Below are 22,736 nucleotides of genomic sequence, written 5' to 3'. Positions count from 1 at the left end.
ACGGTCGCCGCGTTCGGGCGCGCAAGGGGCGCTGCCGCGCCCGTCGCTGGACGGACTCCGCCGGCGCCTGTACCTTTCACCACCACATGGCCACTGGTGGTGAGACTCCGAGGCACGCGTCGGTCCCCGAGATCGTCGGGGCCTGGCTGCGCGTGTGGACGCCGCCGCGAGACGTCGACATCCCGCCCGTCCCGTGGCGCAAGCTCGCCTACTGGACCGTCGCCGGCCTCGTCGTCCTCGCTGCCGCGCTCGCCGTGCTGGTGCCCCGGATCGACTCCGGGAAGCACTCGCGCGCCGAGCAGGCCGCCATCGAGCAGGCACACGCGCGCGCGGCCAACCGCGCCCGCGTCATGCACGTGCAGCGCCCGCAGTACGGCACCGCCGCCGCGCTCAAGCCGCCGGCGGGCGCGTCCGCCGCCGAGGTCGCGAGCGCGCGCAGGGAGTTGATGGGGCGGGTCGAATCCTCGATCATGGCGGACGCGGCCGCGCGCTCCCGCGCGGGCGAGATCCGCAGGGTCGAGGGCCCGACGACGTGCGCCACGACGCCCGGCACGAGGGCGGGCGGCAGGATCGGCGTCTTCGACTGCTTCACCGTCACGCAGCGGATCGCGAAGAGCGACCGCACGTCGCCGGGCGCGATCGGCTACCCGTTCCGGGCGGTCGTGGACTTCGGCAGGTTCACGTACGTGTGGTGCCGGACCGAGCAGTTCCCGGGCGAGAAGCTGATCCCGGATCCGCGCACGGTCGTGCAGCTCCCGGTCGCCTGCCGCGCGCCGGGCGGCGCGTAGCGCCGGCCCGGCGGGGAGGGGGCGGCCCCGCGTCGGGCGGCGTGTCGGGCGCGATCATCCTCTACGAGGCCGCGCTCGGCCTCGGCATCGCCTCCGGCCCGCTCGTCGGCGGCCTGCTCGGCGGGATCTCGTGGCGCGGCCCGTTCTTCGGCACCCCGGCGCTGATGGCGGTCGGCTTCGTCGCGATCGTCGTCCTGCTCGAGCCGCTGCCCAAGCCCGCGCGCAAGGTCTCGCTGGTGGATCCGCTGAAGGCCCTGCGCCATCGCGGGCTGCTGATCACCGGCGTCGTGGCGCTGTTCTACAACTTCGGCTTCTTCACGCTGCTCGCCTACACGCCGTTCCCGCTGCACATGAGCGCGCACGAGCTGGGCTTCGTGTTCTTCGGCTGGGGCCTGCTGCTGGCCGTCGCGGTGATCTCCGCGGGCGCGTTCCTGGGCGTGATCGACACCGTGCTGACCGAGGCGGTCATGCGGGTCGCGCCGGTCGAGCGCCCCGTCGCCTCGGTGCGCGCGCGGGAGGATTCGCCGGCTCGAGGGCGAACGAGGAGGTCCGATGAGGTTCCCGCGACCCCGAAACGGAGACTTGACGTGACCGGCCAGGCCAAGGTGATCGCCTTCGCCAACCAGAAGGGCGGGGTCGCGAAGACGACGACCACGCTGAACCTCGCAGCCGCCTTCGCCGAGGAGGGGCATCGCGTCCTGTGCGTCGACATGGACCCGCAGGGCAACCTCACGATGTCGCAGGGCATCGACCCCGAGACGCTCGAGCGGTCGATGTTCGACGTGCTGGTGCACGACCTGCCGATCAGCGAGGTCACCCGCACCTGCGAGGTCGACGTCGCAGTCGCCTCGATCGATCTCGCGGGTGCCGAGATCGCGATGTCGATGAAGATCGGCCGCGAGCGCTCGCTCGACCGCGCGCTCAAGGCGGTTCGCGATGATTACGACTTCGTGTGCATCGATACGCCGCCCTCTCTGGGACTCTTGACGGTGAATGCGCTCACGGCGGCCGACAAGGTGATCGTCCCGGTGCAGTGCGAGTATCTATCGATGCGCGGGCTGCTACAGCTTCAGCACACCCTCTCCATGATCCGGGAGAACCTGAATCCGAACGTGGACATCGCCGGGATCCTGCCCACGATGGTGGATACGCGGACGCTCCACGCCAAGGAGGCGATCGAGATCCTCGAAGAGAACTTCGGGGACCGCGTCTTCGGCGCGCGCATCAAGAAGACCGTCCGTTTCGCGGAGGCGCCCGTGAAGGGCATGTCCGTGCTCAAGTACGACCCGACGGGTGCGGCGGCTGACGCGTATCGCCGTCTGGCGAAGGAGGTGCTCTCGAATGGGTAGCGGTAAGCGGGCGAGCATGAGGGAAGGCCCCCTGGCCGCCCTGTTCCGCAAGACGGAGACCGACGGCCTCGGAGACGCTCCTCGTCAGGAGCCGGCCGAGGATTCCCGCCCGCCGGCCGCGCACCAGGCGGAGCGCTCCACCCCGACGCCGGAGGAGCGCCTCCGGCACGCGTTCTCGACCGATGTCCCTGGAGACGTGATGGCGCCCGTCGAAGACGAACCTGTTCGCCAGGTTCCGCCCCCGTCGGCGGCCGACTACCAGTGGAGCTCGGTGCACGAGGACGGGGTCGGGACGCCGCAGATCCGCGTGGTGGGCGTGGGCGGCGGCGGCGTGAACGCGGTCAACCGGATGATCGAGGCCGAGATCGGCGGCGTCGAGTTCGTGGCGCTCAACACGGACGCGCAGTCGCTGCAGCAGTCGGCGGCGCACGTCACGCTGCAGATCGGCGCCGACATCACGCGCGGCCTCGGCTCTGGCTCCGATCCCGAGCGCGGGCGCAACGCCGCGATGGAGGACTACGACAGGATCAAGGCCCTCCTCAAGGGCTCCGACATGGTCTTCATCACGGCCGGCGAGGGCGGCGGCACGGGCACGGGCGCCGCGCCGGTCGTCGCGCGGATCGCGCAGGAGCTGGGCGCGCTGACTGTCGGAATCGTGACCAAGCCGTTCGGGTTCGAGGGCTCGCGCCGGCTGCAGGCCGCGGAGACCGGGATCACCGGGCTGGCCGAAGAGGTCGACACGCTGATCGTCGTGCCGAACAACCGCCTGTTGTCGGTGCTCGACAAGCAGACGTCGATGGTCGAGGCCTTCCGCGTCGCCGACGACGTGCTGCGACAGGGCGTCCAGGGCATCTCGGACCTGATCACGCTCCCGGGCCTGATCAACCTCGACTTCGCCGACGTGCGCACGATCATGGCCGACGCCGGCAACGCGCTGCTCGGCATCGGCATGGGCACGGGCGAGCGGCGAGCGATCGAGGCCGCGGCGCAGGCGACGTCGTCGCCGCTGCTGGAGACGACGCTCGAGGGTGCGAAGGCGATCCTGCTGTCGATCACCGCCGGACGCGACCTCTCGCTGTGGGAGGTCAACGAGGCGGCGAAGACGGTGCAGGAGGCGGCGCACCCCGATGCCAACATCATCTTCGGCGCGATGATCGACGAGAAGCTCGAGGACGAGGTCTGGATCACCGTCGTCGCCACCGGCTACGGCGATCCGAAGCCCGCCGCGCGCGAGCGCGAGTCGTTCCGCGAGCCCGCCGGCGAGCCGCGCGTGACGCGCAATCGCGAGCCGGTCCGCGCGGCCGCCTCGCGCGGCGTGGACGTCGAAGTGCCCGAGTTCATCCCGAGATTCTGAGTGGGAGAGCGGTGGGGGTGGCTGGTCGCGGCATCGTCGCCGCCGGCCACCCTCTGACCGCGGAGGCCGGCGCCGGCGTCCTGCGCGCCGGCGGCAACGCCGTCGATGCCGCGCTCGCGGCGCTGCTGGCGTCCTTCATGACCGAGCCGCTGCTGACCGGGCTCGGCGCCGGCGGGTACATGCTCGTCGCGCCGCCCGGCGGCGAGCCCGTCCTGCTCGACTTCATGGTCGAGGCGCCGGGGCGCGGCGCCGATCCGGCCGCGCGGGGCGCGCTGGAGGCGGTGCTCGTCGACTTCGGCGACGCCGTGCAGACGTTCCACATCGGCGGGCCGTCGTGCGGCGTGTACGGGCTGCCGGCGGGCGTCGCGGCGGCCGCCTCGCGGTTCGGGAGCCTGGACCTGCAGGAGCTGGTCGCGCCGGCGGTCGCGCTCGCGCGCGGAGGCGTCGAGGTCAATCGCCAGCAGGCGTATCTGTGGACGCTGCTGGAGCCGATCGTCGTCGCCACGCCGGAGTCGCGCGCCCGCTACTGCGACGGCGCCCGCGTGCCGCGCGAGGGCGACGTGCTGCGCGACCCGGAGCTCGCCGACGCGTTGGAGCGGCTGGCCGCGGACGGCGCGGCGCCGTTCTACACCGGCGACGTCGGCGCGGCGGTGTCCGACGCGGTGCTCGCCGCCGGCGGGCTGCTCACGCGCGCGGATCTCGCGGCCTACGACGCGGTGCCGCGGGAGCCGGTGCGCGTCTCCTATCGCGGCCGCGACGTGCTCACCAACCCCCCGCCCAGCGCGGGCGGGATCCTGATCGCCTACGCGCTCGCGCTGCTCGAGCGATCCGATCCCGACCACCCGCCCGCGGTGGCGGAGCTCGTGCGCGCGATGGCGGCGGCGCAGGCCGAGCGCACGCCGGAGTTCCTCGAGGGACTCGCCGCCCCCGGGTTCCGCGAGCGGTTCCTGGCCTCGCGCCTGGGCTCGACGACGCACGTCTCCGTGCTCGACGCCGACGGCTGGGCGTGCGCGGTGACGTCGACCAACGGCGAGGGCTCCGGGCTGGTCGTGCCCGGCACCGGCGTGCACGTCAACAACATGATGGGCGAGCAGGATCTCTCGCCGCTCGGCTGGTTCACCTACCCGCCGGGGCGGCGGCTGCCGTCGATGATGGCGCCGACCGTCGTCATGTCCGGCGGCGCGCCGGAGCTCGTGCTCGGCTCGGCCGGCTCCAACCGCATCCGCTCGGCGATCCTCCAGGTGATCGTCAACGTCCTCGACCGCGGGATGGACGCGCAGGCCGCGGTCGACGCGCCGCGCGTGCACCTCGAGGAGGGCATCCTCTATGCGGAGCCCGGAGCGGACACGGCGGGCGTCACCCAGACCGTTGCCTGGTTCCGCGAGCGCAACCTGTTCTTCGGCGGCTGCCAGGCGGTCGAGGGCCGCGGGTTCACCGGCGGCGGCGACCCGCGCCGCGGCGGCGCCGTGGTCGCGGCCTGAGCCCGTGGACGCGATTCACGACCAGCCCGAACGTCTCGATCGACTCCTGGCGAGCCCGTCGCGGATCACGCCGGCCACCCTACGGCGCCCAGGGGGAGGCGCGCCCACACCTAGGTGGACCTGAGCGTCGGCATCGCGTCCCATGCTGTTGCCATGCCGTTACGCAGAATTCTCCCCGCGGCCGCCCTGGCGGCCGCGCTGACGATCCCGTCCGCTGCCCACGCCGATGCGCCGTGGTCGGCGCCCGCCGCCGTCCCCGGCAGTGCCGGGCCGGGCGGCGGCGCCGCCCAGGTCCTGCTCACCCGCACGCGCGGCGGCGCGATCGCGTACAACGCGGCCGGCTCGTTCCCCGGCGTCGCGCTCGAGCGCAGCCTGCTCGGCGACGGCTTCGCGCCGCAGGCGTTCTCCCCGTGGCCGAAGGCGCCCGACTTCGACAGCTCCTTCGGCTCCTTCGCGGCCGCCGACCGCATCATCTACGCCGGCTCCAACGGCAACAAGCGCGTGCGCGTGGCCGTCGCGCCCGGGCCGCGCGACGACTGGCGCGGCGAGCTGCGCGGGCCGACCACCGGCGGGGCGCGCTCCGCCACCGCGGCAGCACCGCACGGCGGCTCGGCAGCGGTGTTCAGCACGTTCGGCTCCGGCTCCCTGGGCTACGTGTACCTCGTGCGCCAGCCCGGCACGCGGGCCCTGCAGCCGACGCAGAAGCTCTCGAGCCGCGGCCGGATCCACTCAGTCGCCGTCGCGGTCAACACGGCCGGCGACGTGCTCGTCGCCTGGGACCGGAGCGGGACGATCGAGGCGCGTTACTGGATCGCGAGCTCCAAGCGCCTGACCGCCGTGCAGAAGCTCGGCACCGCCGACGTGGCCTCGCACCTGAGCGCCGCGATGGGCGCCGGCCGGCGCGCGATCGTCGCGTGGGTCGACCAGCGCGTGAGCGAGGGCGGCGCCGCCAAGGGCAAGGTCATGGCGACCGCGCGCAGCGCGAGCCGCGGCTTCCTGCCGGCCAAGCAGCTCGACACCTACGGGGTCGACAAGCTCTCCGGCGGCGAGGGCATCGAGGCGGCCTACACCGGCAACGGGATGGGGCTGATCGGGTGGAGCGGCAGCGCGGGCGTGCAGGTCTCGCGCGTCGACGGGCGGCTGATCCAGACGCCGCAGCTGCTCGCGCCCGTCGCGGCCGACGAGACCGGCGGGTTCGGCCTCGGCGACCTGGCGACCTCGCCCAACGCCGATCGCGCCGTCGTCACCTGGACCGCGAAGGCCGGCGACCACGCGCAGATCCAGGCGGCGGTCTGGCCGGCCGGCGGGAACGCGTTCGGCCCGGTCGAGAACGTGTCGGGCGCCGACCGGTTCGTCGTCCGGCCGTCCGTGGCCTTCGACTCCGCCACCAACACGATCGTGACCGCATGGTCGACGGCGGCGATCCCGAACGGCGCGCCGGCCGAGATCGATACGGCATACCGGCCCGCGCCGTAGGCGCCGCAACGGACAACGAGCCGCCCGCTACCGTCTCGCGCCATGCCCACGCTGGAGGAGCTCGAGGCGGTCGCGCGCGGCGCGGCGCCTCCGCCGCTGGACGACGGCGACCGCGCGCGCATCGCGGCCGCGCGCGGCGTCGTGGAGGACGCGCTGCGCGGCGGCCGCACCGTCTACGGCGTCAACACGGGCTTCGGCGATCTGGTCACAGTCTCGATCGCGCCCGAGGACACCGCGCAGCTGCAGCTCAATCTGATCCGCTCGCACGCCGTCGGCTCCGGCGAGCCGCTGGCCGATGAGATCGTGCGCGGGATGGTGCTGCTGCTGGCCGGCTCGCTGCGGCGCGGGCGCTCGGGCGTGCGCATCGAGCTCGTCGAGCTGCTGCTGGCGCTGCTCGAGCGCGGCGTGACGCCGGTCATCCCGAGCCGCGGCTCGGTCGGCTCCTCCGGCGACCTGGCGCCGCTCGCGCACCTCGCGCTCGTGCTGGTGGGCGAAGGCGAGGCCGTCTTCGAAGGCGAGCGGATGCCCGGCGCGGCGGCGCTCGCGCGGGCAGGGCTGGAACCGGTGCGGCTGACCGCCAAGGAGGGGCTCGCCCTGATCAACGGGACGCACCTGATGGCGGCGGCGGGCGGCCTCGCGATCCGTGCCGCCCAGCGCGTCTTCGACGCCGCGGTCGTCGCGGTCGCGCTCTCGCTCGAGGCGTTCAAGGGCTCGACGGTCCCGTTCGATGCCCGCCTGCACCAGTTGCGCCCGCAACCGGGGCAAGCCCGTGTCGCGGCCAGGCTGCGCGCGCTGCTGGACGGCTCGCCGGTGGTCGAGTCGCACGCCGACTGCGGGCGCGTGCAGGACCCGTACACGCTGCGCTGCGCGCCGCAGGTGCTCGGGGCGGTCGGCGACGCGCTCGACTACGTCGCGGGCGCGCTGGAGCGCGAGCTCGACGCGGTCACCGACAACCCGCTGATCTTCCCCGACGAGGGCGATGTGCTCTCCGGCGGCAACTTCCACGGGCAGCCGCTCTCGCTGCCGCTCGACCACCTGGCACTGGCGATGACCGAGCTGGCCTCGTTCTCCGAGCGCCGCGCGTTCGCGCTGCTCTCGCCGTCCTACGCGGGACTGCCGCCGTTCCTCACGCCGCGCCCAGGCCTCTCGTCGGGCCTGATGATCGCCCAGTACGCGGCGGCGGCGCTCGTGAACGAGTGCCAGGTGCTGTCGCATCCGGCCGGCGCCGGGTCGATCCCCACCAGCGCCGGGCAGGAGGACTTCAACTCGATGGGCGCCCTGGCCGCCCTGAAGGCGACGACCGTCGTGCGGTACGCCGCCCACGTCGTCGCGACCGAGCTGGTCTGCGCGTGCCAGGGGCTCGAGTTCCACCGTCCGCTGCGCTCGACCGAGGCGCTCGAGGGCGCGCTCGCCGGCGTGCGCGGGCACGTCGCGCGGCTCGAAGAGGACCGGTCGCTGGCCGGCGAGCTCGAGGCGCTCGCTGCCGCCCTGCACGGCGGCGCCCTGCGCCTCGCCTAGTCGAGCTGGATCCACGCCAAGGAGCCCGCATGTTCGATCACGTCACCCTCCGCGTCCCCGATCTGGCCGAGGCGGAGCGGCGCTTCCAGCGGCTGCTCGACGAGCTCTCGCTCGACGAGACGTTCAGCTCGAGGACGTTCGCGATGTGGGGCGACTTCGCGCTGACCGAGCCGGACGACGCGAATCCGCTCACGCGCCGCGCGCACGTCGCGTTCGTCGCGCCCTCGCGGGAGGCGGTCGACGCGTACTGGCAGGCGGGCGTGGAGGCGGGCCTGCGCGACGACGGCCCTCCCGGCCCGCGCCCGAGCTACAGCGCCGACTACTACGCGGCGTTCCTGCGCGACGGCGAGGACAACAGCTTCGAGGCCGTGCACCGCGAAGGGCTGCGCCGCGGCGGGAGCATCGACCATGTCGTGGTGCGGGTCGCCGACGTCGCGGCGGCGACGGCGTTCTACGGCGGGGTGGCGGAGGCCGCCGCGCTCGACGTCCGCGCGGCGAGCGACTCGCGGCTCACGCTCGCGGCCCGCGAGTCGGGAGGCTTCTACACGCTCGTGGCCGGACCCGTGACCGAGCACCTGCACGTCGCGTTCGGAGGCGACGACGACGCGATCCGCCGCTTCTACTCGCAGGCGGTGGAGGCGGGCTACCGCGGCAACGGCGAGCCGGCCGAGCGGCCGCGCTATCACCCGGGCTACTACGCGGCCTACGTCTTCGACCCCGACGGCAACAACATCGAGGTCGTCGACCACCATCGCTAGGCGCGCGGGCCGGGACCCATCCCCCATCCTTGGGGCATGGGCGATTGGGGAGAACGCGCCGAGGCCTGGTCGGCGCATTGGACACGGCTGTCGGAGCCCGCTCGCGCGGCGGTCGCCGACGCCGCGGGCATCGGCGCCGGGACGCGCGTGCTCGACGCCGGCTGCGGGACGGGCGAGTTCTGTGCGCAGGCGCTCGCGCTCGGCGCGCGCGTCAGCGGGATCGACGCCTCCGAGGGCATGCTCGCGCTCGCGCGCCGCCGGGCGCCCGAGGCCGACCTCCGCGTGGGCGACATCGCGCGGCTGCCCTACGACGACGACGCGTTCGACGTCGTGACCGCCTTCAACGCCGTCCAGTTCGCGGACGACATCCCCGCCGCGATCGCCGAGCTGGCGCGCGTGGGGCGCACCGTCGCGATCTGCAACTGGGGCGGCAAGCGCGACCTGGCCGTGATGTTCAACGCGGTCAGCGTGCCGTCGCCGCGCCGCGACGCCCTGCCGCGGCTGAGCGATCCTGGCGTGCTCGAGGAGCTGATGCGGGCCGCCGGCCTCGCGCCGCAGGCGACGGCCGACGTTCCCACGCCCTACGAGGTCCCCGACCTCGCCACGCTGGTCGTCGCCCTGCGCGACGGCTCGGGGTTCGAGCTGGCGACCGAGGACCGCGTGCGCGAGGCCGCCGCGCCGTACCGCCGCGCCGACGGCTCCTACCGCTTCGAGAACCGCTTCCGCTACGTGGTCGCGACGCGCTCGTAGTTCAGGCGCAGCAGCGCGATCACGTCGCGCACGTCGTCCTCGCCCTCGATCCGCCGCGCTGCCGGCCCGTGCTTGTCCGGGAACACCGGGTGATACGTCACCCGGCCCTGCGCGAAGAGGTCGTCGAAGACCTCGCGCGGGAAGCCGAAGTGCGCGGCGTGGTCGCCGTGCAGGTGACCGATCTCCTTGCGCCCGACCTTGAACGCGAACTCGCCGCGCCGTCCCGGTCCGGCGGTCACGCCCGGCCACGCGGTGACCTCGGTGGTGATTCGCTCGCTGGCAGTCATGCCTCAAGCGTCGTCAAGGCGGCGCCCCGGCACCATCGGCAATTGGACCTACGACTCGACGCCTAGCGCCCGAGCGTGCGCACGACCTCGCGCGCCCGCCCGCGCACGTTCTCGACCAGCTCGCGCACGTTCGCGAGACCCGCGCGCAGCTCGGGATCGCCGACCTCGACGGGCATCATCGAGTCCTGCAGCTCCACCAGCGCGTCGTCGGCCTCCGCGACGGCGTCGACCGCGCGGTCGAGCAGCGCGCGGGCGCCCTGCGAGGCGGCGCCGGGCTTCGCCGGCGGGAAGGCGCGCGCCGTGAGCCCGTAGCGCCCCGCGAACTCGCCGTGCGTGCGCTGCGCGCGCCCGTACGCCTGCTGGACCGGGCGGAAGAGCTGCTCCTCCACCCGGTCGGCGGTCTGCTCGTCGAGCAGCTCGTAGGCGGCGCCGAGGTCGGCGAGCGACGCGCCGAGCGCCTCGATCGCGACGGCGAGGTCGTCGAGCAGTTGCTGCCGCGCTTCAGCGGTGATGTACGCCATACCCTCACCAGGGTACGGGCCCCTTGCGGTCGACGAACGTGCCCGTCGGGCCGTCCGGTCCGATCATCGCCATCGCGACGATCGCGTCGGTGCCCTCGCTGACCGTCTGGGTGCCGCGGTGCTGGTTGAAGTCGGTGCCCGTGTAGCCCGGATCGACGGCGTTGACGCGGAACTGCGGGAGCGCCTTGGCGTACTGCGTGGTCATCATGTTGACGGCGGTCTTGGACGCCGGGTAGGCGAGGCCGGCGATGGTCGACTCCACGCGCGAGGGGTCGCTCGTGACGGTGATCGAGCCCATGCCGCTGGAGACGTTGACGATGACCGGGCTCGCGGAGCGCTCGAGCAGGGGCAAGAACGCGCGCGTCACGCGCACGATGCCGAGAACGTTGGTCTCCAGCACCTGCGCGACGTCGTCGGGCGTCGTCTCCGGCAGCGGCTTGCGGGCGCCGCCGATGCCGGCGTTGTTGATCAGGACGTCGAGCGTGCCGACCGTCTCGGCGGCCGCCGCGACGCTCGCGTCGTCGGTGACGTCGATCTGCACGAAGCGCCCGCCGAGCGCATCGGCCGCGGCGCGCCCGCGGCCGGCGTCGCGCGCGCCCATCCAGACGTCGTGGCCGGCTTCGAGCAGCCGCCTCGCCGCTTCGTGTCCGAGTCCCTTGTTGGCACCGGTGATCAGGATCGTGCTCATGCCCTGATGCTGGCTCGCGACCGCCGGCTCAACCAGAGGACTCTCAGTGCCACCATGGACGCGATGGACGAGCTCGCGCACTGCCTGCGCACCTGGCGCGACCGGCTCACCCCCGCGGCGGCCGGACTGCCCGACGGCGGCCGCCGGCGCGCGCCGGGCCTGCGGCGCGAGGAGCTCGCGGCGCTCGCCGGCCTCTCCGTCGACTACCTCGCGCGGCTCGAGCAGGGTCGCGCGACGAACCCCTCGCCGTCGGTGCTCGGGGCGCTCGCGCAAGCGCTCCGCCTCAGCGACGACGAGCGCGCGCACCTGTTCCGCGTGGCGGGGCAGGCCGAGCCGCGCGCCGGCTGGATCGACCGCCGGCTGACGCCGGGCGTCCGGCGCGTGCTCGACGGGCTCGCCGACGTGCCGGTGCTCGTCGCCGACGCGGCCTGGACGGTCATCGCCGCCAACGCCGTGGCGCACGCCCTGCTCGGCGACATCGAGGGCAACATCGTCCGGCGCCACTTCATGGGCGCCCGATCGCGCATCGCCCGCGACCCGGAGGCCGACCACCGGTTCCGGCAGGAGACGGTCGCCGACCTGCACGACGCGCTCGGCCGCTACCCGGACGATGATCAGCTGCGGGCGCTGATCGCCGAGCTGCGCGCCGCCAGCCCGCTCTTCGCCGAGCTGTGGGAGCAGCGTCCCGTCGCGCCGCGGCGCGCGGACCGCAAGACGTTCATCCACCCGGAGCTCGGCCCGATCACGCTGGACTGCGACATCCTCAACGTCCGCGGCAGCGACCTGCGGCTGATCGTCTATACCGCCCCGCCCGGCTCGCCGGACGCCGACGTGCTCGCGTCGCTGAGCGAGTCGGCATACGCGCGCGCCTCGGCGTAGAGGCGCGCGAAGTCCACCGGCTTGTAGTGGGCGTTGAGCCCGCTCGGGTTCGGCAGCACCCAGACGGGGCGCCCGCCGATCGCCTCGTTCTGCAGCCCCATGACGGCGCGAGGGCGCGCGAAGGCGGTGCGGTAGGCGACGAGGCCGACGATCGCCACCAGCCGGGGCTCCCAGCGGGCGACCACCCGCTCCAGCTCGGCCGCGCCCGCGCGCAGCTCGGCGGCGCCGAGTTGCGCCGCGTCGCGGGTGGGGCGGGAGACGAAGTTCGTGATGCCGACCCCGTAGGCCGGCAGCTCGCCGTCCTCGTCCGGCCGCAGCCGCCGCGGCGTGAAGCCGGCGTCGTGCACCGCGGCCCAGAAGCGGTTGCCGGGGCGCGCGAAGTGGTGGCCGACCTCCGCTGAGCGCAGGGACGGGTTGATCCCGACGAAGAGGACGCGCAGTCCGGGGGCGAGGATCGCTCCGAGTCCCACGTCTCACCCGAGCGTCACGGCGAGGGCGGCGGCCATGACGACGATGATCGCGATCACCGCCCGCGCGAACCAGGCGAGCGGGCGACGGCGCTCGTGCGGCACGGTCAAGCGACTCCCATGTGATGGGATACGCTTCCGTCCAATGGCAGAGTCGCTCGCCCCCACGCGCGCCGTCGACCGCGCCCTCGGCCTGCTCGCCGCGGCCGTCGGGCAGCCGTCGACGCTGACCGAGCTGGCCCGCGGGGCCGAGCTGGCGCCGAGCACGGCCTCGCGCCTGCTGGGCGCGCTGCAGCGGCACGGTTTCGTGCGCCGGGGCGACGACGGGCGCTTCCGCTCCGGGCCGCAACTGGTGCGGATCGCCGCCGCGACGCTGCGCGCGGAGCCCGCGTACGAGCTCGCCGGGCCGCACCTGACGGCGCTCAGCGAGGCGACCGGCGAGACTGCCAGCCTCGGCGTGCGGGCGGACCGGCAGGGGGTCGTGTACCTGCGCCAGTCGGCGAGCCCGCGGACGGTGCGGGCCGAGAGCTGGGTCGGGCGCTCGATCCCGTTGCGCGGGACGGCGATCGGCGCGGCGCTGCGCGGCGACGTCGGCGCGGAGGGCTTCGCGGTGGTCAGCGCGGCGGTGGAGCCGGACGTGACGGCGATCGCCGCGCCGTTCCGCGACCATTCCGAGGCGATCGCCGGCGCGCTGAGCATCACCGCGCCGACCTACAGGACTTCGGGCGAGGACGCGGCGGCGCACGGCCGCGCCGTCGTCCAGCACGCGAACGAGCTGTCACGAGAACTGGGGGCCGCATGACTCGCGCTGTGCGCTCGCATGCTTCGGCGGGAACTCGCCCGGGGGCTCGCTCCCGCGGCGCGACGAAAGGGAGCGGGCAATGAGATGCAAGGGCTGGCAGCAGGAGGCGGCGCTCCTGATGCTCGAGAACAACCTCCACCCGGACGTGGCGGAGAAGCCGGACGAGCTCGTCGTCTACGGCGGCATCGGCAAGGCGGCCCGCAACCACGCCAGCCTCGCGGCGATCAAGGCCGAGCTGCAGCGGCTGGAGTCGCACGAGACGCTGCTGGTGCAGTCCGGCAAGCCGGTCGGCGTGTTCGAGACGCACGAGGCGGCGCCGCGCGTGCTGATCGCGAACTCCAACCTCGTCCCCGATTGGGCGAGCTGGGACGAGTTCCGCCGGCTCGATGCGGCCGGGCTGATGATGTACGGCCAGATGACGGCCGGGTCCTGGATCTACATCGGGACGCAGGGCATCCTCCAGGGCACCTACGAGACGTTCGCGGCGATCGCGCGCAAGCGCTTCGGCGGGACGCTGAAGGGCCGGCTCGTGGTCACCGCCGGGCTCGGCGGGATGGGCGGCGCCCAGCCGCTCGCGGTGACCATGAACGAGGGCTGCGCGCTCTGCATCGAGGTCGACCTGGAGCGCATCGAGCGCCGCATCCGCGAGGGCTACCTCGACGAGCGCGCGGGCTCGCTGGACGACGCGCTCGCGCGCCTCGACGAGGCGCGCCGCGAGGGCCGCGCGCTCTCGATCGGCCTGCTCGGCAACGCCGCCGAGGTCCTGCCCGAGCTGGCCCGCCGCGGCGCCGAGCTCGACGTGGTGACCGACCAGACGAGCGCCCACGACCCGCTCAACGGCTACGTGCCGGCGGGGCTGACCCTGGAGCAGGCGGGCGCGCTGCGCGCGAGCGACCCGGACGAGTACCTGCGGCGCGTGGGGGAGAGCGTGCTCGCGCACGTCGCCGCGATCCGCGAGCTCGGCAAGGCCGGCGCCGAGGCCTTCGACTACGGCAACGCGCTGCGCGGCGTGGCGAGCGAGCATGGCGACGCCGACGCGTTCGCCTACCCCGGCTTCGTCCCCGCCTACATCCGGCCGCTGTTCTGCGAGGGCAAGGGCCCGTTCCGGTGGGTCGCGCTGTCGGGCGATCCGGCCGACATCGAGGCGACCGACGCCGCGATCCTCGACCTGTTCGGCGAGCAGGACCACATCCGCCGCTGGATCGAGCTCGCGAGCGAGCGCGTGAGGTTCCAGGGCCTGCCCGCGCGCATCTGCTGGCTGGGCTACGGCGAGCGCCATCTGGCGGGACTGCGCTTCAACGACATGGTCGCGTCGGGGGAGCTGAAGGGCCCGGTCGTGATCGGCCGCGACCACCTGGATGCCGGCTCGGTCGCGTCGCCGCAGCGCGAGACGGAGGCGATGCGCGACGGCACCGACGCGGTCGCCGACTGGCCGCTGCTGAACGCGATGGTCAACGTCGCGACGGGCGCGAGCTGGGTCTCGTTCCACCACGGCGGCGGCGTCGGGATGGGCAAGTCGCTGCACGCCGGGCAGGTGTGCGTCGCCGACGGGACGCCGCTGGCCGGGGAGCGCATCCACCGAACGCTGCTGGCCGACCCGGGGATGGGGATCGTGCGCCACGCGGACGCCGGGTATCCGGAGGCGCTCGACGCGGCCGACCGCCTCGGGGTCCGGATCCCGATGCGATGACCTCCATCTCGATCCGCAACGCGGGTCAGCTCCTGCGCCCGGCCGAGGACGGCGCGCCGTACCTGCGCGACGCGGCGCTCACGCTCGATCCGGGATCGGTCACCGTCCGCGATGGCGTCATCGCCGCGTTCGAGGACGATCCCGGCGCGGACGTGATCATCGACGCCGCGGGCGCCGCGGTCATCCCCGGCTTCGTCGACTGCCACACGCACCTCCCGTTCGCCGGCTGGCGCGCGAGCGAATACGAGATGAAGGTGACCGGCGTCCCATACGAGGAGATCGCGCGCTCGGGCGGCGGCATCGCGGCCTCGGCGCGGGCGCTGGCGGAGGCAGGCGACGAGCAGGTCCTCGCACAGGCGCGGGCGATCCGGGAGGAGATGCTGCGCCTCGGCACCACGACCTTGGAGGGCAAGACGGGCTACGGGCTCTCGGCCGAAGGGGAGCTGCGCCTGGCGCGACTCGGCCGGGAGCTCCAGCTCGACCGCCTCACCGGCCTGTTCGCGCACAGCGTCCCGCAGGGCTACGACCCGGGCGCCTGGATGGACGTGGTCGATGCGCTCGCCGCGCAGGCGGACGTCGACGCGCTCGACATCTACGTCGAGTCGGTCGCGTTCCGCAACGAGGACCTCGCGCGGCTGGGGGAGATCGCCCGGCGCGAGGGCGTCGCGCTGCGGGCGCACGTCGAGCAGTTCAACGCGAACCGCTCCGTGCCGGTCGCGCTCGCCGCCGGCGCGCGCTCGGTCGACCACCTCGCGTGCCTGCACCCGGACGACCTCGAGCCGCTCGCGCGCGCCGAGTGCGCCGCGGTCCTGCTCCCGGGCGCCGAGTTCCTCGGCGCGGAGCACACGCCGCCCGCCCGCGCGCTCGCCGACGCCGGCGCCATCTGCGTGCTCGCGACCGACTGCAACCCCGGCACGAGCCCGGTCGCGTCGATGCCGGTGATCGTCGGCCTCGCCGTGCGCCGCTACGGCTGGAGCGTCCGCGAGGCGCTCGCGGCGGCGACGATCAACGCCGCCTGGGTGCTGGACCTGCCCGATCGCGGCTCGCTCGAGGTCGGCAAGCGCGCGGACCTCGTCGTGCTCGACGGCCCGGTCGAGCACATCCCGTACCGCTTCGGGCACGACCCCGTGAAGACGGTCATCCGCGACGGGGAGGTCGCGTGGCGACGCCCGTGAGGATCGCCGCCATGGTCTCCGCGCACTCGCATGCGTTCCAGCGCGATCTGCGCGGGGTCGGCGAGCGCTCCGACGACGACTTCTGGGGCTGGCGCGGCGCGATGTACGCGCTCGCCGACGCGCTCGACCCGGACGGCATGTACGAGGTCGCGCTGCGCAACTACGCCGCGATGCGCGCCGCCGGCTACGGCACGGTGGGGGAGTTCCACTACGTCCACCACAACCCCGACGGGACCCCGTACGACGAGCCGAACGCGATGGCGCTCGCGGTCGCGCGCGCGGCGCGGGACGCGGGCCTGCGGATCGTCCTGCTGCCGGCGGCCTACGCGCGCGGCGGCCGCCCGCGCTTCCGCGACGCCGACGTCGACACGTTCCTCGCCCGCGTCGACGCGCTGCCGGAGCCGCACGGCGTCGCGGCGCACAGCGCCCGCGCGGTGCCCGAGAGCTGGCTGCGCGAGATCGCCGAGTACAGCGAGGCGAAGGGCATCGTCCGCCACGTCCACGCCTCCGAGCAGCCGCGCGAGCTCGAGGAATGCCAGGCCGAGCACGGCTGCTCGCCGATCGAGCTGCTGCACCGCACGGGCTTCCTCGGCCCGCGCGCGAGCGTCGTCCACGGGATCCACGTGAGCGTGCGCGATATCGCATTGCTCGCCGAGACGGGCACGACCGTCGTCTCCTGCCCGACCACCGAGGGCAACCTCGGCGATGGCTTCCCGCCCGCGCTCGCCTATCGCGACGCCGGCGTCCCGCTCGCGATCGGCACCGACGAGAACCTCGTGCTCGACCCGTTCGAGGAGGTCCGCGAGCTGGAGACGCTCGCGCGCCGCGAGCGCCGCACCCGCCACGCCCTGCTCGCCCACCACGGCGATCTCTGGGCGGCGGTCGCGCAGGCGGGCGCGGCGAGCCTGGGGATCGGCGACCCCGGCACGATCGAGGTCGACCGCGAGCACCCGCGACTGGCCGGCGTCGGGGACGAGGATCTGCCGCGCGCGCTGGCCACCTGCGCGGGCGCGGACGTCGTGCTCTCACCCTTCACCGACTGATAACCGCAGCGTCACGAGCCGGTCACGGAGAGCGGCAACGCGTCCGATTGGATCGCGGGGCTCTCCCCATAGGTCGTCTCTTCTCCTAAGGAGCCCGGATGCTCGAAGCAGTACCCCGTTCGCGCTGGCTGCGCGCGACCGTCGCCGCCCTCGCGGCGGCGCTCATCGCCGCGCCCGCAGCGCATGCGGCCGCCGATCAGCTCTCGCTGATCGACGCCACGGAAGCCGTCGGCCCAGGCATCTCGCTGCACCATCAGAAGTTCCTCGACTCGTCCGGCTGGTACGACGAGCAGGTCCTGACCGTCGATCTGTCCAACTCGGCGATCAAGTCGGACCTCCTCACCGCCCCGCACGTGGCGCAGGGCGAGGCGCTGACGTCGATGGCCGGCCGCGCGGGCGCGGCGGCCGGCGTCAACGGCGACTTCTTCGACATCGACAGCACGCAGGCGTCGCTGGGCGGCGAGATCCAGAACGGCTCGCTGATCAAGAGCGCCGACTTCGGCGGCTGGGCACACGTCGGCGTCGGCAAGGACGGCCTCGGACGGCTCGTCGACATGACGCTGCAGGCGACCGCCAACCTCAACGGCACCGACACGCCGGTCGTGACGCTCAACGCCGCCAGCTCCGGCGGGGTCCCCGCCGGCAGCATCATCGCCTACACGTCGGCGTGGGGCAGCCAGACCCGCGGCCGCAGCGTCGCCGGCGTCGCCAACGTCGCCGAGGTGCTCGTCCAGGACGGCAAGGTCGTCCAGGTCAACAACACCGCCGGCTCCGGCGCGATCCCCGACGGCGCGTTCTACCTCGTCGGCCGCGACGCGGGCGCCGCCGCCATCAAGGCGCTCAAGCCCGGCGACCCGGTGACGCTGACCTATGGGCTCAAGGACGCCGCCGCACAGCAGATGCAGTGGGCGATCGGCACCAACAAGCCGCTGATCCAGAACGGCGTCGCCGTGCCGCAGGGCGACACATCGGTCGCGCCGCGCACCGCGATCGGCTTCAAGGACGGCGGCAAGACGATGTTCCTGCTGATCACCGACGGCCGCCAGACGCAGGTCACCGGCACCACGCTGGCCCAGACCGCGCAGATGCTGCTCGACCTCGGCGCCGACACCGGCCTCAACCTCGACGGCGGCGGCTCGACGACGCTTGTCGCGCGCCCGCTCGGCGGCACCTCGGCGACGCTGCGCAACACGCCCTCCGACGGCACCGAGCGCGCCGATCCGACCGGCATCGGCCTCTTCGTCAGCCCGGGCGACGGCAAGGTCGACAGCCTGGTCGTCAACCCGTCCGGCGACGACGCCCGCGTCTTCCCGGGCCTGCACCGCACGCTGATGGCGAGCGGCCTCGACGACCACCAGGTGCCGGTCAAGGCCGATGACGTCGCGTGGTCGGCGAGCGCCGGCACCGCCGAGGGCGGCGACCTGCACGCCCCGTCGGACGCCAAGGACGGCATCACGGTCACCGCGACCTCCGGCGCGGTCAAGCAGGACACGAAGGTCACCGTCCTGCACGCGCTGCGCACGCTGGAGCTCTCGAGCTCCCGGCTCTCCTACGCTGACGCGACGGCGAACCTGGCGCAGACGCTGAAGGTCACCGGCCGCGACGACCAGGGCTACACCGCCCCGATCGAGCTGCAGGACATGACGCTCGACTACGACCACGCCGTGATCAGGATCGACGAGACCGCCCCGGGCTCGCTGAAGCTCACCCCGCTGCAGGCCGGCGGCACAACGCTCGACGTCAAGGTCTCAGACCAGGAGGAGAAGCTCCCGATCACGATCGGCGTCGTCCAGTCGAACGTCTACACGTTCAACCACGCCGACGAGGTCTCGCGCTGGAGCCTCAACGGCACGAGCTCGGCCAACCAGAAGCTCGGCCTGTCTTCCGACGGCTACCTGACGCTGACCTACAAGGCCGAGCGCAACTCGGGCATCAGCGCCAAGACCGGCTTCCAGATCCAGGTCCCCGGCTCCCCGCTGCGCGTGCATCTGAAGCTCAACTCGACGCAGGCGCTGCAGTTCTCCTACATCTCCTACCGCGACGCCAAGGGGGTCACGAGCGGCCCGCTCGGCTCGCCGATCAAGGCCGGCGACAACGATCTCGTCTTCTCGTTCCCGACGACGGTCGCGTTCCCGGTCACGATCACGGCCTCGCAGGCGATCGAGACCAACGTCGCCAACCAGAAGGACGGCGTGGTGACGTTCAAGAGCATCGACGCGGACAACTCCGCGACGGTGCCCAGCCCGCCCCAGGACGCCCTGGAGCCCGACGCGCTGTTCTCGCCTGACGGCACGACCAACGGCAAGGACGACTGGTCCTTCGGCACGCTGTCGGACATCCAGTTCACGGCCGCCAACCCGACGCTCGCGAAGGTCGGGGTCGCCGCGCTGGAGCGCATCCGCAAGACGAACCCCGAGCTGATCGTCCTCAACGGCGACGTCACCGACCTCGGCGCGGCCGACGACATGACGCTCGCGCGCCAGACGCTCGAGCAGGGCGGCTGCCGGCTGATCCCGCTGACGTCGGCGATCGGCTCCGACGACACGCCGGCCCCGACCGCCGGCAAGACGCCGTGCTACTACGTCCCCGGCAACCACGAGTCCTACCGGGCCTCCGGTCAGGGCGACCTGGCGCCGTTCCAGGCCGAGTTCGGCCAGCCCTACGGCACGTTCGACCACGACGGCACGCGCTTCATCCTGCTCGCCAGCTCCTACGGGACGCTGCGCGGCACGTCGTGGGCCCAGATGCCGATGTTCCAGGCGGCGCTCAACGACGCCGAGACCAACCCGGCCGTCAAGAACGTGATGGTCTTCGCCCACCACCCGGTGGACGACCCGGACGTGTCGGACGCCAGCCAGCTCGGCGACCGCACCGAGGTCGCGCTGGTCGAGAAGATGCTGTCCGACTTCCGCGCGCACTCCGACAAGGGCGTCGCGATGGTCGGCTCGCACGCGCAGATCGCCGACGTGCACCGCATCGAAGGCGTCCCCTACACCGTGCTTCCCTCCTCGGGCAAGGACCCGTACGGCACGCCGGACCGCGGCGGCTTCACGGGCTGGCTCGACTGGCACGTCGACAAGGACGCGTCCGCCGGACAGCAGTGGCTGACCGCCGACGTGCGCGCGTTCGCGCAGTCGATCACCCTCAACGCGCCTGACGCGCTCGAGGTCGGCGAGTCCGCGCAGCTCGACGGCTCGATCGTCCAGCCGCAGGGCGTCACCAACGGCACGCGCGTCGTGCCGCTGCGCTACCCGATGTCGGTCCACTGGAGCGGGTCGGACAACCTCGCGATCGGCGGCGGCATCGAGGCGGCTCGGGCCGCCGGCAAGGACGCGTACCTGGACCCGCTCACGCGCAAGGTCACCGCGCTGCACTCGGGCGAGGTCACGGTCCGCGTCACCAACGACTCGATGCGCGAGTACACCGGCGACGCGTCGCTGGCCCCGATCGGCACGGAGAAGACGATCAAGACGCAGGTCACGCACTCCAGCCAGGACGCCCCGGCCGGCGGTGACGTGCCGGCGACGCTGGCGCTCACGCTCGGCGCCCCCGCCTCGTTCGGCGCGTTCACGCCGGGCGTCGAGAGGGAGTACACGGCGTCCACGACGGCCTCGGTGACCTCCACCGCGGGCGACGCGGCTCTCACCGCCTCCCCGGCGAAGCTGGCCAACGGCGCCTTCACGCTCGCCCAGCCGGTCGTCATCACGCCGGAGAAGACGGCGTGGACCGGCCCGGCCACGGCCGACGCGTTCTCGATCGGCTTCAAGCAGTCGATCGGCGCGAACGACCCGCTGCGCACCGGGGACTACAGCGCGACGGTCACGTTCACGCTGTCCACGCAGCACCCGTAGCCCGCTGATCTCGGCGGCGGGCCGCCCTTCAGGGGGCGGCCCGCCGTCCGGCGTCCTCGGCGACTGCGCGGCGCAGCGCCTCGTCGAAGCCGAGCGGCTCTACGCCGAAGAGGGCGGCGCCCGACGGGTCGGTCACGACGGTGGGCACGGCGAGGCCCTCGATCAGCGGCCGCGCCACGTCGGCGTCGACCGGCGTGACGAGCCCGATCCACAGCGACGAGAGCCACGGAGTGATCAGCGGGACCGGCACCCGGGGACGGCGGCGAAGGCCCAGGACCGCCGCCATGCGGTCCAGCATCTCGCCGTAGGAGAGCACGTCGGGGCCGCCGATCTGGATCTCCCTGCCGCTGGACGCCTCGACCTGCGGCGCCTGCGCGAGGTAGCGCAGCGTGTCGTCGATCGCGATCGGCTGTGTGGCGTTCTGCAGCCACTTCGGGGCGATCATGGCCGGCAGCCGCTCCACGAGGTGGCGCAGCGTCCGGTAGGACTCGCTCTGCGCGCCCACCACCATCCCGGCGCGGAAGTACGTCAGGGGCGGCCCGTGCTCGGCGAGGATGAGCGCCGACTCGTGGCGGCTGCGCAGATGCTCGGAGCGAGGACCGTCACCGAGGCCGCCGAGGTAGATGACGCGCTCGATCCCCTCCGCCCGCGCCATCCGGGCGAACGCCGTCGCGGCCGCCCGCTCGCGCTCGGCGAAGCTCGCCGTGCCGCCGCGGCCCATCGAGTGGATCAGGTAGTAGGCCACGTCGACGCCGCGGCCCGCTCCGCGCAGGGTCTCCGGGCGCAGCACGTCCCCCTCGTGCAGCGCGAAGGCTTCCGCCTCCAGCGCGCGGGCACGGGATCGGTCGCGTACGAGGCAGCGCACCTCGTGCCCGTCCCTCGCGAGCGCCGCGGCGAGGCGCCCGCCGACGAAGCCCGTCGCCCCCGTGACGAGCACGGCGCCCGCCATCAGCGGCCTGGTGTCGACGCCGGCTCCACCGGCCTTCACGGTACCGTCCGCCTCGTCCCCGTAGGATTGAGCCGTGGCCGAGCCCCGGTCAGCACGATGATCGTCCTCGTCGCCGGCGCGAACGGGCGGCTCGGCGGGCTGCTGGTCGCGCTGCTGCTCGGCCGCGGCCACACCGTGCGCGGTCTGGTGCGCCGGCAGGACGAGGCAGGGGCGCTCGAGGAGATCGGCGCCGCCGCGGTCGTCGGGGACCTGCGCGGCGACATCGAGTGGGCGGTCGACGGGTGCGACGCGGCGATCTTCGCCGCCGGCGCGCGCCACCGGGCGCAGCTGGAGGCGATCGACGGCGGCGGGGCGGCCAAGCTCGCCGAGGCCGCCGACCGGTTCGGGCTGCGCCGCTTCGTGCTCTGCAGCGCGGTCGGCGCGGGCGCGCCCGAGCGCCGTCAGGGGCCGCTGCGCGACTTCCTGGCCGCCAAGCACCATGCCGAGCGCCGGCTGGAGCACCTCGACATGCCCTGGACGATCCTGCGCTTCGGCCGGCTCACGGACGCGACCGGCACGGGCAGGATCAGCACCGTCGTTCCGCCCGGCACGCCCGTCACGTTGAGCCGCGACGACGCCGCGCTCGCGGTCGCCGAGGCGCTGGATCGCGACCGGCTCGCCCGTCGCGTCGTGCACGTGATCGGCGGCGACCGGCACGTCGCCGACGCGCTGGACGCCGTCGAGCCGGCTCCGCTGCCGCCGGTCTACAACTCGGGGCTGGGCGCGGGGCAGGCGGACAACCCGCCGCCTGACCCGGAGATGCTGCTGCCCGATGCCTCGCCGCTGGACGCGGACGTGGACTACGAGGGCGAGGGGCCGTTGCCGCCGGAGCTGGTCGGCAACGACGACCCCGCGCCCGGGATTCCCTGAG

Annotated in this window: 20 protein-coding genes; 15 read left to right on the top strand and 5 right to left on the bottom strand. The window is 73.7% G+C overall.

The features are described from left to right. Positions 1 to 86 precede the first annotated feature (86 nt). The 8 genes from H958_RS47145 to H958_RS0132835 all read left to right on the top strand — a co-directional run bounded on the left by H958_RS47145 (position 87) and on the right by H958_RS0132835 (position 9,474). The gene (locus H958_RS47145; protein WP_156028462.1) at positions 87 to 788 is read left to right on the top strand and encodes a hypothetical protein; all 702 of its coding nucleotides are present in this window, start codon (positions 87 to 89) and stop codon (positions 786 to 788) included. A gap of 41 nt (positions 789 to 829) precedes the next feature. Further along, positions 830 to 2,137, top strand: a complete 1,308-nt coding sequence (locus H958_RS45705; protein ID WP_156028461.1) for an MFS transporter — start codon at positions 830 to 832, stop codon at positions 2,135 to 2,137. Between the two features lie 16 nt (positions 2,138 to 2,153). Continuing rightward, complete coding sequence (gene ftsZ, locus H958_RS0132860; RefSeq protein WP_231379423.1) at positions 2,154 to 3,491, top strand: cell division protein FtsZ; 1,338 nt, start codon at positions 2,154 to 2,156, stop codon at positions 3,489 to 3,491. Positions 3,492 to 3,508: 17 nt separating this feature from the next. After that, positions 3,509 to 4,972 carry a gamma-glutamyltransferase family protein gene (locus tag H958_RS0132855; protein WP_037412269.1) on the top strand — a complete coding sequence of 488 codons (1,464 nt, stop codon included), beginning with the start codon at positions 3,509 to 3,511 and terminating at the stop codon, positions 4,970 to 4,972. A gap of 153 nt (positions 4,973 to 5,125) precedes the next feature. Further along, on the top strand, positions 5,126 to 6,448 hold the full coding sequence (locus H958_RS0132850; RefSeq protein WP_028061753.1) for a hypothetical protein: 1,323 nt from the start codon (positions 5,126 to 5,128) through the stop codon (positions 6,446 to 6,448). Between the two features lie 42 nt (positions 6,449 to 6,490). Beyond that, complete coding sequence (hutH, locus tag H958_RS0132845) at positions 6,491 to 7,966, top strand: histidine ammonia-lyase (protein WP_028061752.1); 1,476 nt, start codon at positions 6,491 to 6,493, stop codon at positions 7,964 to 7,966. A 29-nt stretch (positions 7,967 to 7,995) separates the two neighbouring features. After that, on the top strand, positions 7,996 to 8,724 hold the full coding sequence (locus H958_RS44575; protein ID WP_051325136.1) for a VOC family protein: 729 nt from the start codon (positions 7,996 to 7,998) through the stop codon (positions 8,722 to 8,724). Between the two features lie 36 nt (positions 8,725 to 8,760). Further along, complete coding sequence (locus tag H958_RS0132835) at positions 8,761 to 9,474, top strand: class I SAM-dependent methyltransferase (RefSeq protein ID WP_028061751.1); 714 nt, start codon at positions 8,761 to 8,763, stop codon at positions 9,472 to 9,474. Here H958_RS0132835 and H958_RS0132830 read toward each other — a convergent pair. The 3 genes from H958_RS0132830 to H958_RS0132820 all read right to left on the bottom strand — a co-directional run bounded on the left by H958_RS0132830 (position 9,450) and on the right by H958_RS0132820 (position 10,970). Then, positions 9,450 to 9,761 carry a luciferase domain-containing protein gene (locus tag H958_RS0132830; protein ID WP_028061750.1) on the bottom strand — a complete coding sequence of 104 codons (312 nt, stop codon included), beginning with the start codon at positions 9,759 to 9,761 and terminating at the stop codon, positions 9,450 to 9,452. The two genes, H958_RS0132835 and H958_RS0132830, sit on opposite strands and share 25 nt — an antisense overlap. Positions 9,762 to 9,823: 62 nt before the next feature. Then, positions 9,824 to 10,282 carry a hypothetical protein gene (locus tag H958_RS0132825; RefSeq protein ID WP_028061749.1) on the bottom strand — a complete coding sequence of 153 codons (459 nt, stop codon included), beginning with the start codon at positions 10,280 to 10,282 and terminating at the stop codon, positions 9,824 to 9,826. 4 nt (positions 10,283 to 10,286) lie between these two features. After that, complete coding sequence (locus H958_RS0132820; RefSeq protein ID WP_028061748.1) at positions 10,287 to 10,970, bottom strand: SDR family NAD(P)-dependent oxidoreductase; 684 nt, start codon at positions 10,968 to 10,970, stop codon at positions 10,287 to 10,289. Positions 10,971 to 10,976: 6 nt separating this feature from the next. Between H958_RS0132820 and H958_RS0132815 the strand changes: the two genes are divergently transcribed. Then, positions 10,977 to 11,849 (top strand): helix-turn-helix transcriptional regulator, encoded by an 873-nt coding sequence (locus tag H958_RS0132815; RefSeq protein ID WP_231379422.1) that lies wholly within the window; start codon positions 10,977 to 10,979, stop codon positions 11,847 to 11,849. Here the strand turns inward: H958_RS0132815 and mug are convergent. Beyond that, a complete protein-coding gene (gene mug / locus H958_RS0132810; protein ID WP_028061746.1) occupies positions 11,768 to 12,319 on the bottom strand; it encodes a G/U mismatch-specific DNA glycosylase in 552 nt (183 codons plus the stop codon). The genes H958_RS0132815 and mug overlap by 82 nt on opposite strands. Before the next feature lie 142 nt (positions 12,320 to 12,461). On the opposite strand from mug, the gene H958_RS0132800 reads away from it, so the two are divergent. The 5 genes from H958_RS0132800 (at position 12,462) to H958_RS42155 (ending at position 20,877) form a co-directional block, all read left to right on the top strand. Beyond that, a complete protein-coding gene (locus H958_RS0132800; RefSeq protein ID WP_028061745.1) occupies positions 12,462 to 13,118 on the top strand; it encodes an IclR family transcriptional regulator in 657 nt (218 codons plus the stop codon). 79 nt (positions 13,119 to 13,197) lie between these two features. Continuing rightward, a complete protein-coding gene (gene hutU, locus H958_RS0132795; RefSeq protein WP_028061744.1) occupies positions 13,198 to 14,808 on the top strand; it encodes a urocanate hydratase in 1,611 nt (536 codons plus the stop codon). Continuing rightward, on the top strand, positions 14,805 to 15,983 hold the full coding sequence (gene hutI, locus H958_RS42160; RefSeq protein ID WP_051325135.1) for an imidazolonepropionase: 1,179 nt from the start codon (positions 14,805 to 14,807) through the stop codon (positions 15,981 to 15,983). Before hutU ends, hutI begins: the two co-directional genes overlap by 4 nt. Positions 15,984 to 15,994: 11 nt before the next feature. Beyond that, positions 15,995 to 17,026 carry a formimidoylglutamate deiminase gene (locus H958_RS0132785; RefSeq protein ID WP_156028460.1) on the top strand — a complete coding sequence of 344 codons (1,032 nt, stop codon included), beginning with the start codon at positions 15,995 to 15,997 and terminating at the stop codon, positions 17,024 to 17,026. A 98-nt stretch (positions 17,027 to 17,124) separates the two neighbouring features. Further along, positions 17,125 to 20,877, top strand: coding sequence for a phosphodiester glycosidase family protein (locus H958_RS42155; protein ID WP_051325134.1), 3,753 nt, complete (start codon positions 17,125 to 17,127; stop codon positions 20,875 to 20,877). Positions 20,878 to 20,905: 28 nt separating this feature from the next. On the opposite strand, the gene H958_RS0132775 is transcribed toward H958_RS42155, so the two are convergent. Then, the gene (locus H958_RS0132775) at positions 20,906 to 21,865 is read right to left on the bottom strand and encodes an NAD(P)H-binding protein (RefSeq protein WP_156028459.1); all 960 of its coding nucleotides are present in this window, start codon (positions 21,863 to 21,865) and stop codon (positions 20,906 to 20,908) included. Positions 21,866 to 21,922: 57 nt separating this feature from the next. On the opposite strand from H958_RS0132775, the gene H958_RS42150 reads away from it, so the two are divergent. Beyond that, complete coding sequence (locus tag H958_RS42150) at positions 21,923 to 22,735, top strand: NAD(P)H-binding protein (RefSeq protein ID WP_051325133.1); 813 nt, start codon at positions 21,923 to 21,925, stop codon at positions 22,733 to 22,735. Position 22,736: the final 1 nt, after the last annotated feature.

Origin of the sequence: Candidatus Solirubrobacter pratensis (assembly GCF_000425945.1) — a bacterium.
GTDB classification, from domain to species: domain Bacteria; phylum Actinomycetota; class Thermoleophilia; order Solirubrobacterales; family Solirubrobacteraceae; genus Solirubrobacter; species Solirubrobacter pratensis.
Note: the sequence above shows the minus strand (reverse complement) of the source record. Positions and strands in the feature narration are given on the sequence as shown.

What these genes read in the sequence shown, in the direction of transcription:
- H958_RS47145 (WP_156028462.1), top strand. Translation starts at nt 87, where the DNA reads ATGGCCACTGGTGGTGAGACTCCGAGGCACGCGTCGGTCCCCGAGATC.
- ftsZ (WP_231379423.1), top strand. Translation starts at nt 2,154, where the DNA reads ATGAGGGAAGGCCCCCTGGCCGCCCTGTTCCGCAAGACGGAGACCGAC.
- H958_RS0132850 (WP_028061753.1), top strand. Translation starts at nt 5,126, where the DNA reads ATGCCGTTACGCAGAATTCTCCCCGCGGCCGCCCTGGCGGCCGCGCTG.
- hutH (WP_028061752.1), top strand. Translation starts at nt 6,491, where the DNA reads ATGCCCACGCTGGAGGAGCTCGAGGCGGTCGCGCGCGGCGCGGCGCCT.
- H958_RS44575 (WP_051325136.1), top strand. Translation starts at nt 7,996, where the DNA reads ATGTTCGATCACGTCACCCTCCGCGTCCCCGATCTGGCCGAGGCGGAG.
- H958_RS0132835 (WP_028061751.1), top strand. Translation starts at nt 8,761, where the DNA reads ATGGGCGATTGGGGAGAACGCGCCGAGGCCTGGTCGGCGCATTGGACA.
- H958_RS0132830 (WP_028061750.1), bottom strand. Translation starts at nt 9,761, where the DNA reads ATGACTGCCAGCGAGCGAATCACCACCGAGGTCACCGCGTGGCCGGGC.
- H958_RS0132825 (WP_028061749.1), bottom strand. Translation starts at nt 10,282, where the DNA reads ATGGCGTACATCACCGCTGAAGCGCGGCAGCAACTGCTCGACGACCTC.
- H958_RS0132820 (WP_028061748.1), bottom strand. Translation starts at nt 10,970, where the DNA reads ATGAGCACGATCCTGATCACCGGTGCCAACAAGGGACTCGGACACGAA.
- H958_RS0132815 (WP_231379422.1), top strand. Translation starts at nt 10,977, where the DNA reads ATGCTGGCTCGCGACCGCCGGCTCAACCAGAGGACTCTCAGTGCCACC.
- H958_RS0132800 (WP_028061745.1), top strand. Translation starts at nt 12,462, where the DNA reads ATGGCAGAGTCGCTCGCCCCCACGCGCGCCGTCGACCGCGCCCTCGGC.
- hutU (WP_028061744.1), top strand. Translation starts at nt 13,198, where the DNA reads ATGAGATGCAAGGGCTGGCAGCAGGAGGCGGCGCTCCTGATGCTCGAG.
- hutI (WP_051325135.1), top strand. Translation starts at nt 14,805, where the DNA reads ATGACCTCCATCTCGATCCGCAACGCGGGTCAGCTCCTGCGCCCGGCC.
- H958_RS0132785 (WP_156028460.1), top strand. Translation starts at nt 15,995, where the DNA reads ATGGTCTCCGCGCACTCGCATGCGTTCCAGCGCGATCTGCGCGGGGTC.
- H958_RS42155 (WP_051325134.1), top strand. Translation starts at nt 17,125, where the DNA reads ATGCTCGAAGCAGTACCCCGTTCGCGCTGGCTGCGCGCGACCGTCGCC.
- H958_RS42150 (WP_051325133.1), top strand. Translation starts at nt 21,923, where the DNA reads ATGATCGTCCTCGTCGCCGGCGCGAACGGGCGGCTCGGCGGGCTGCTG.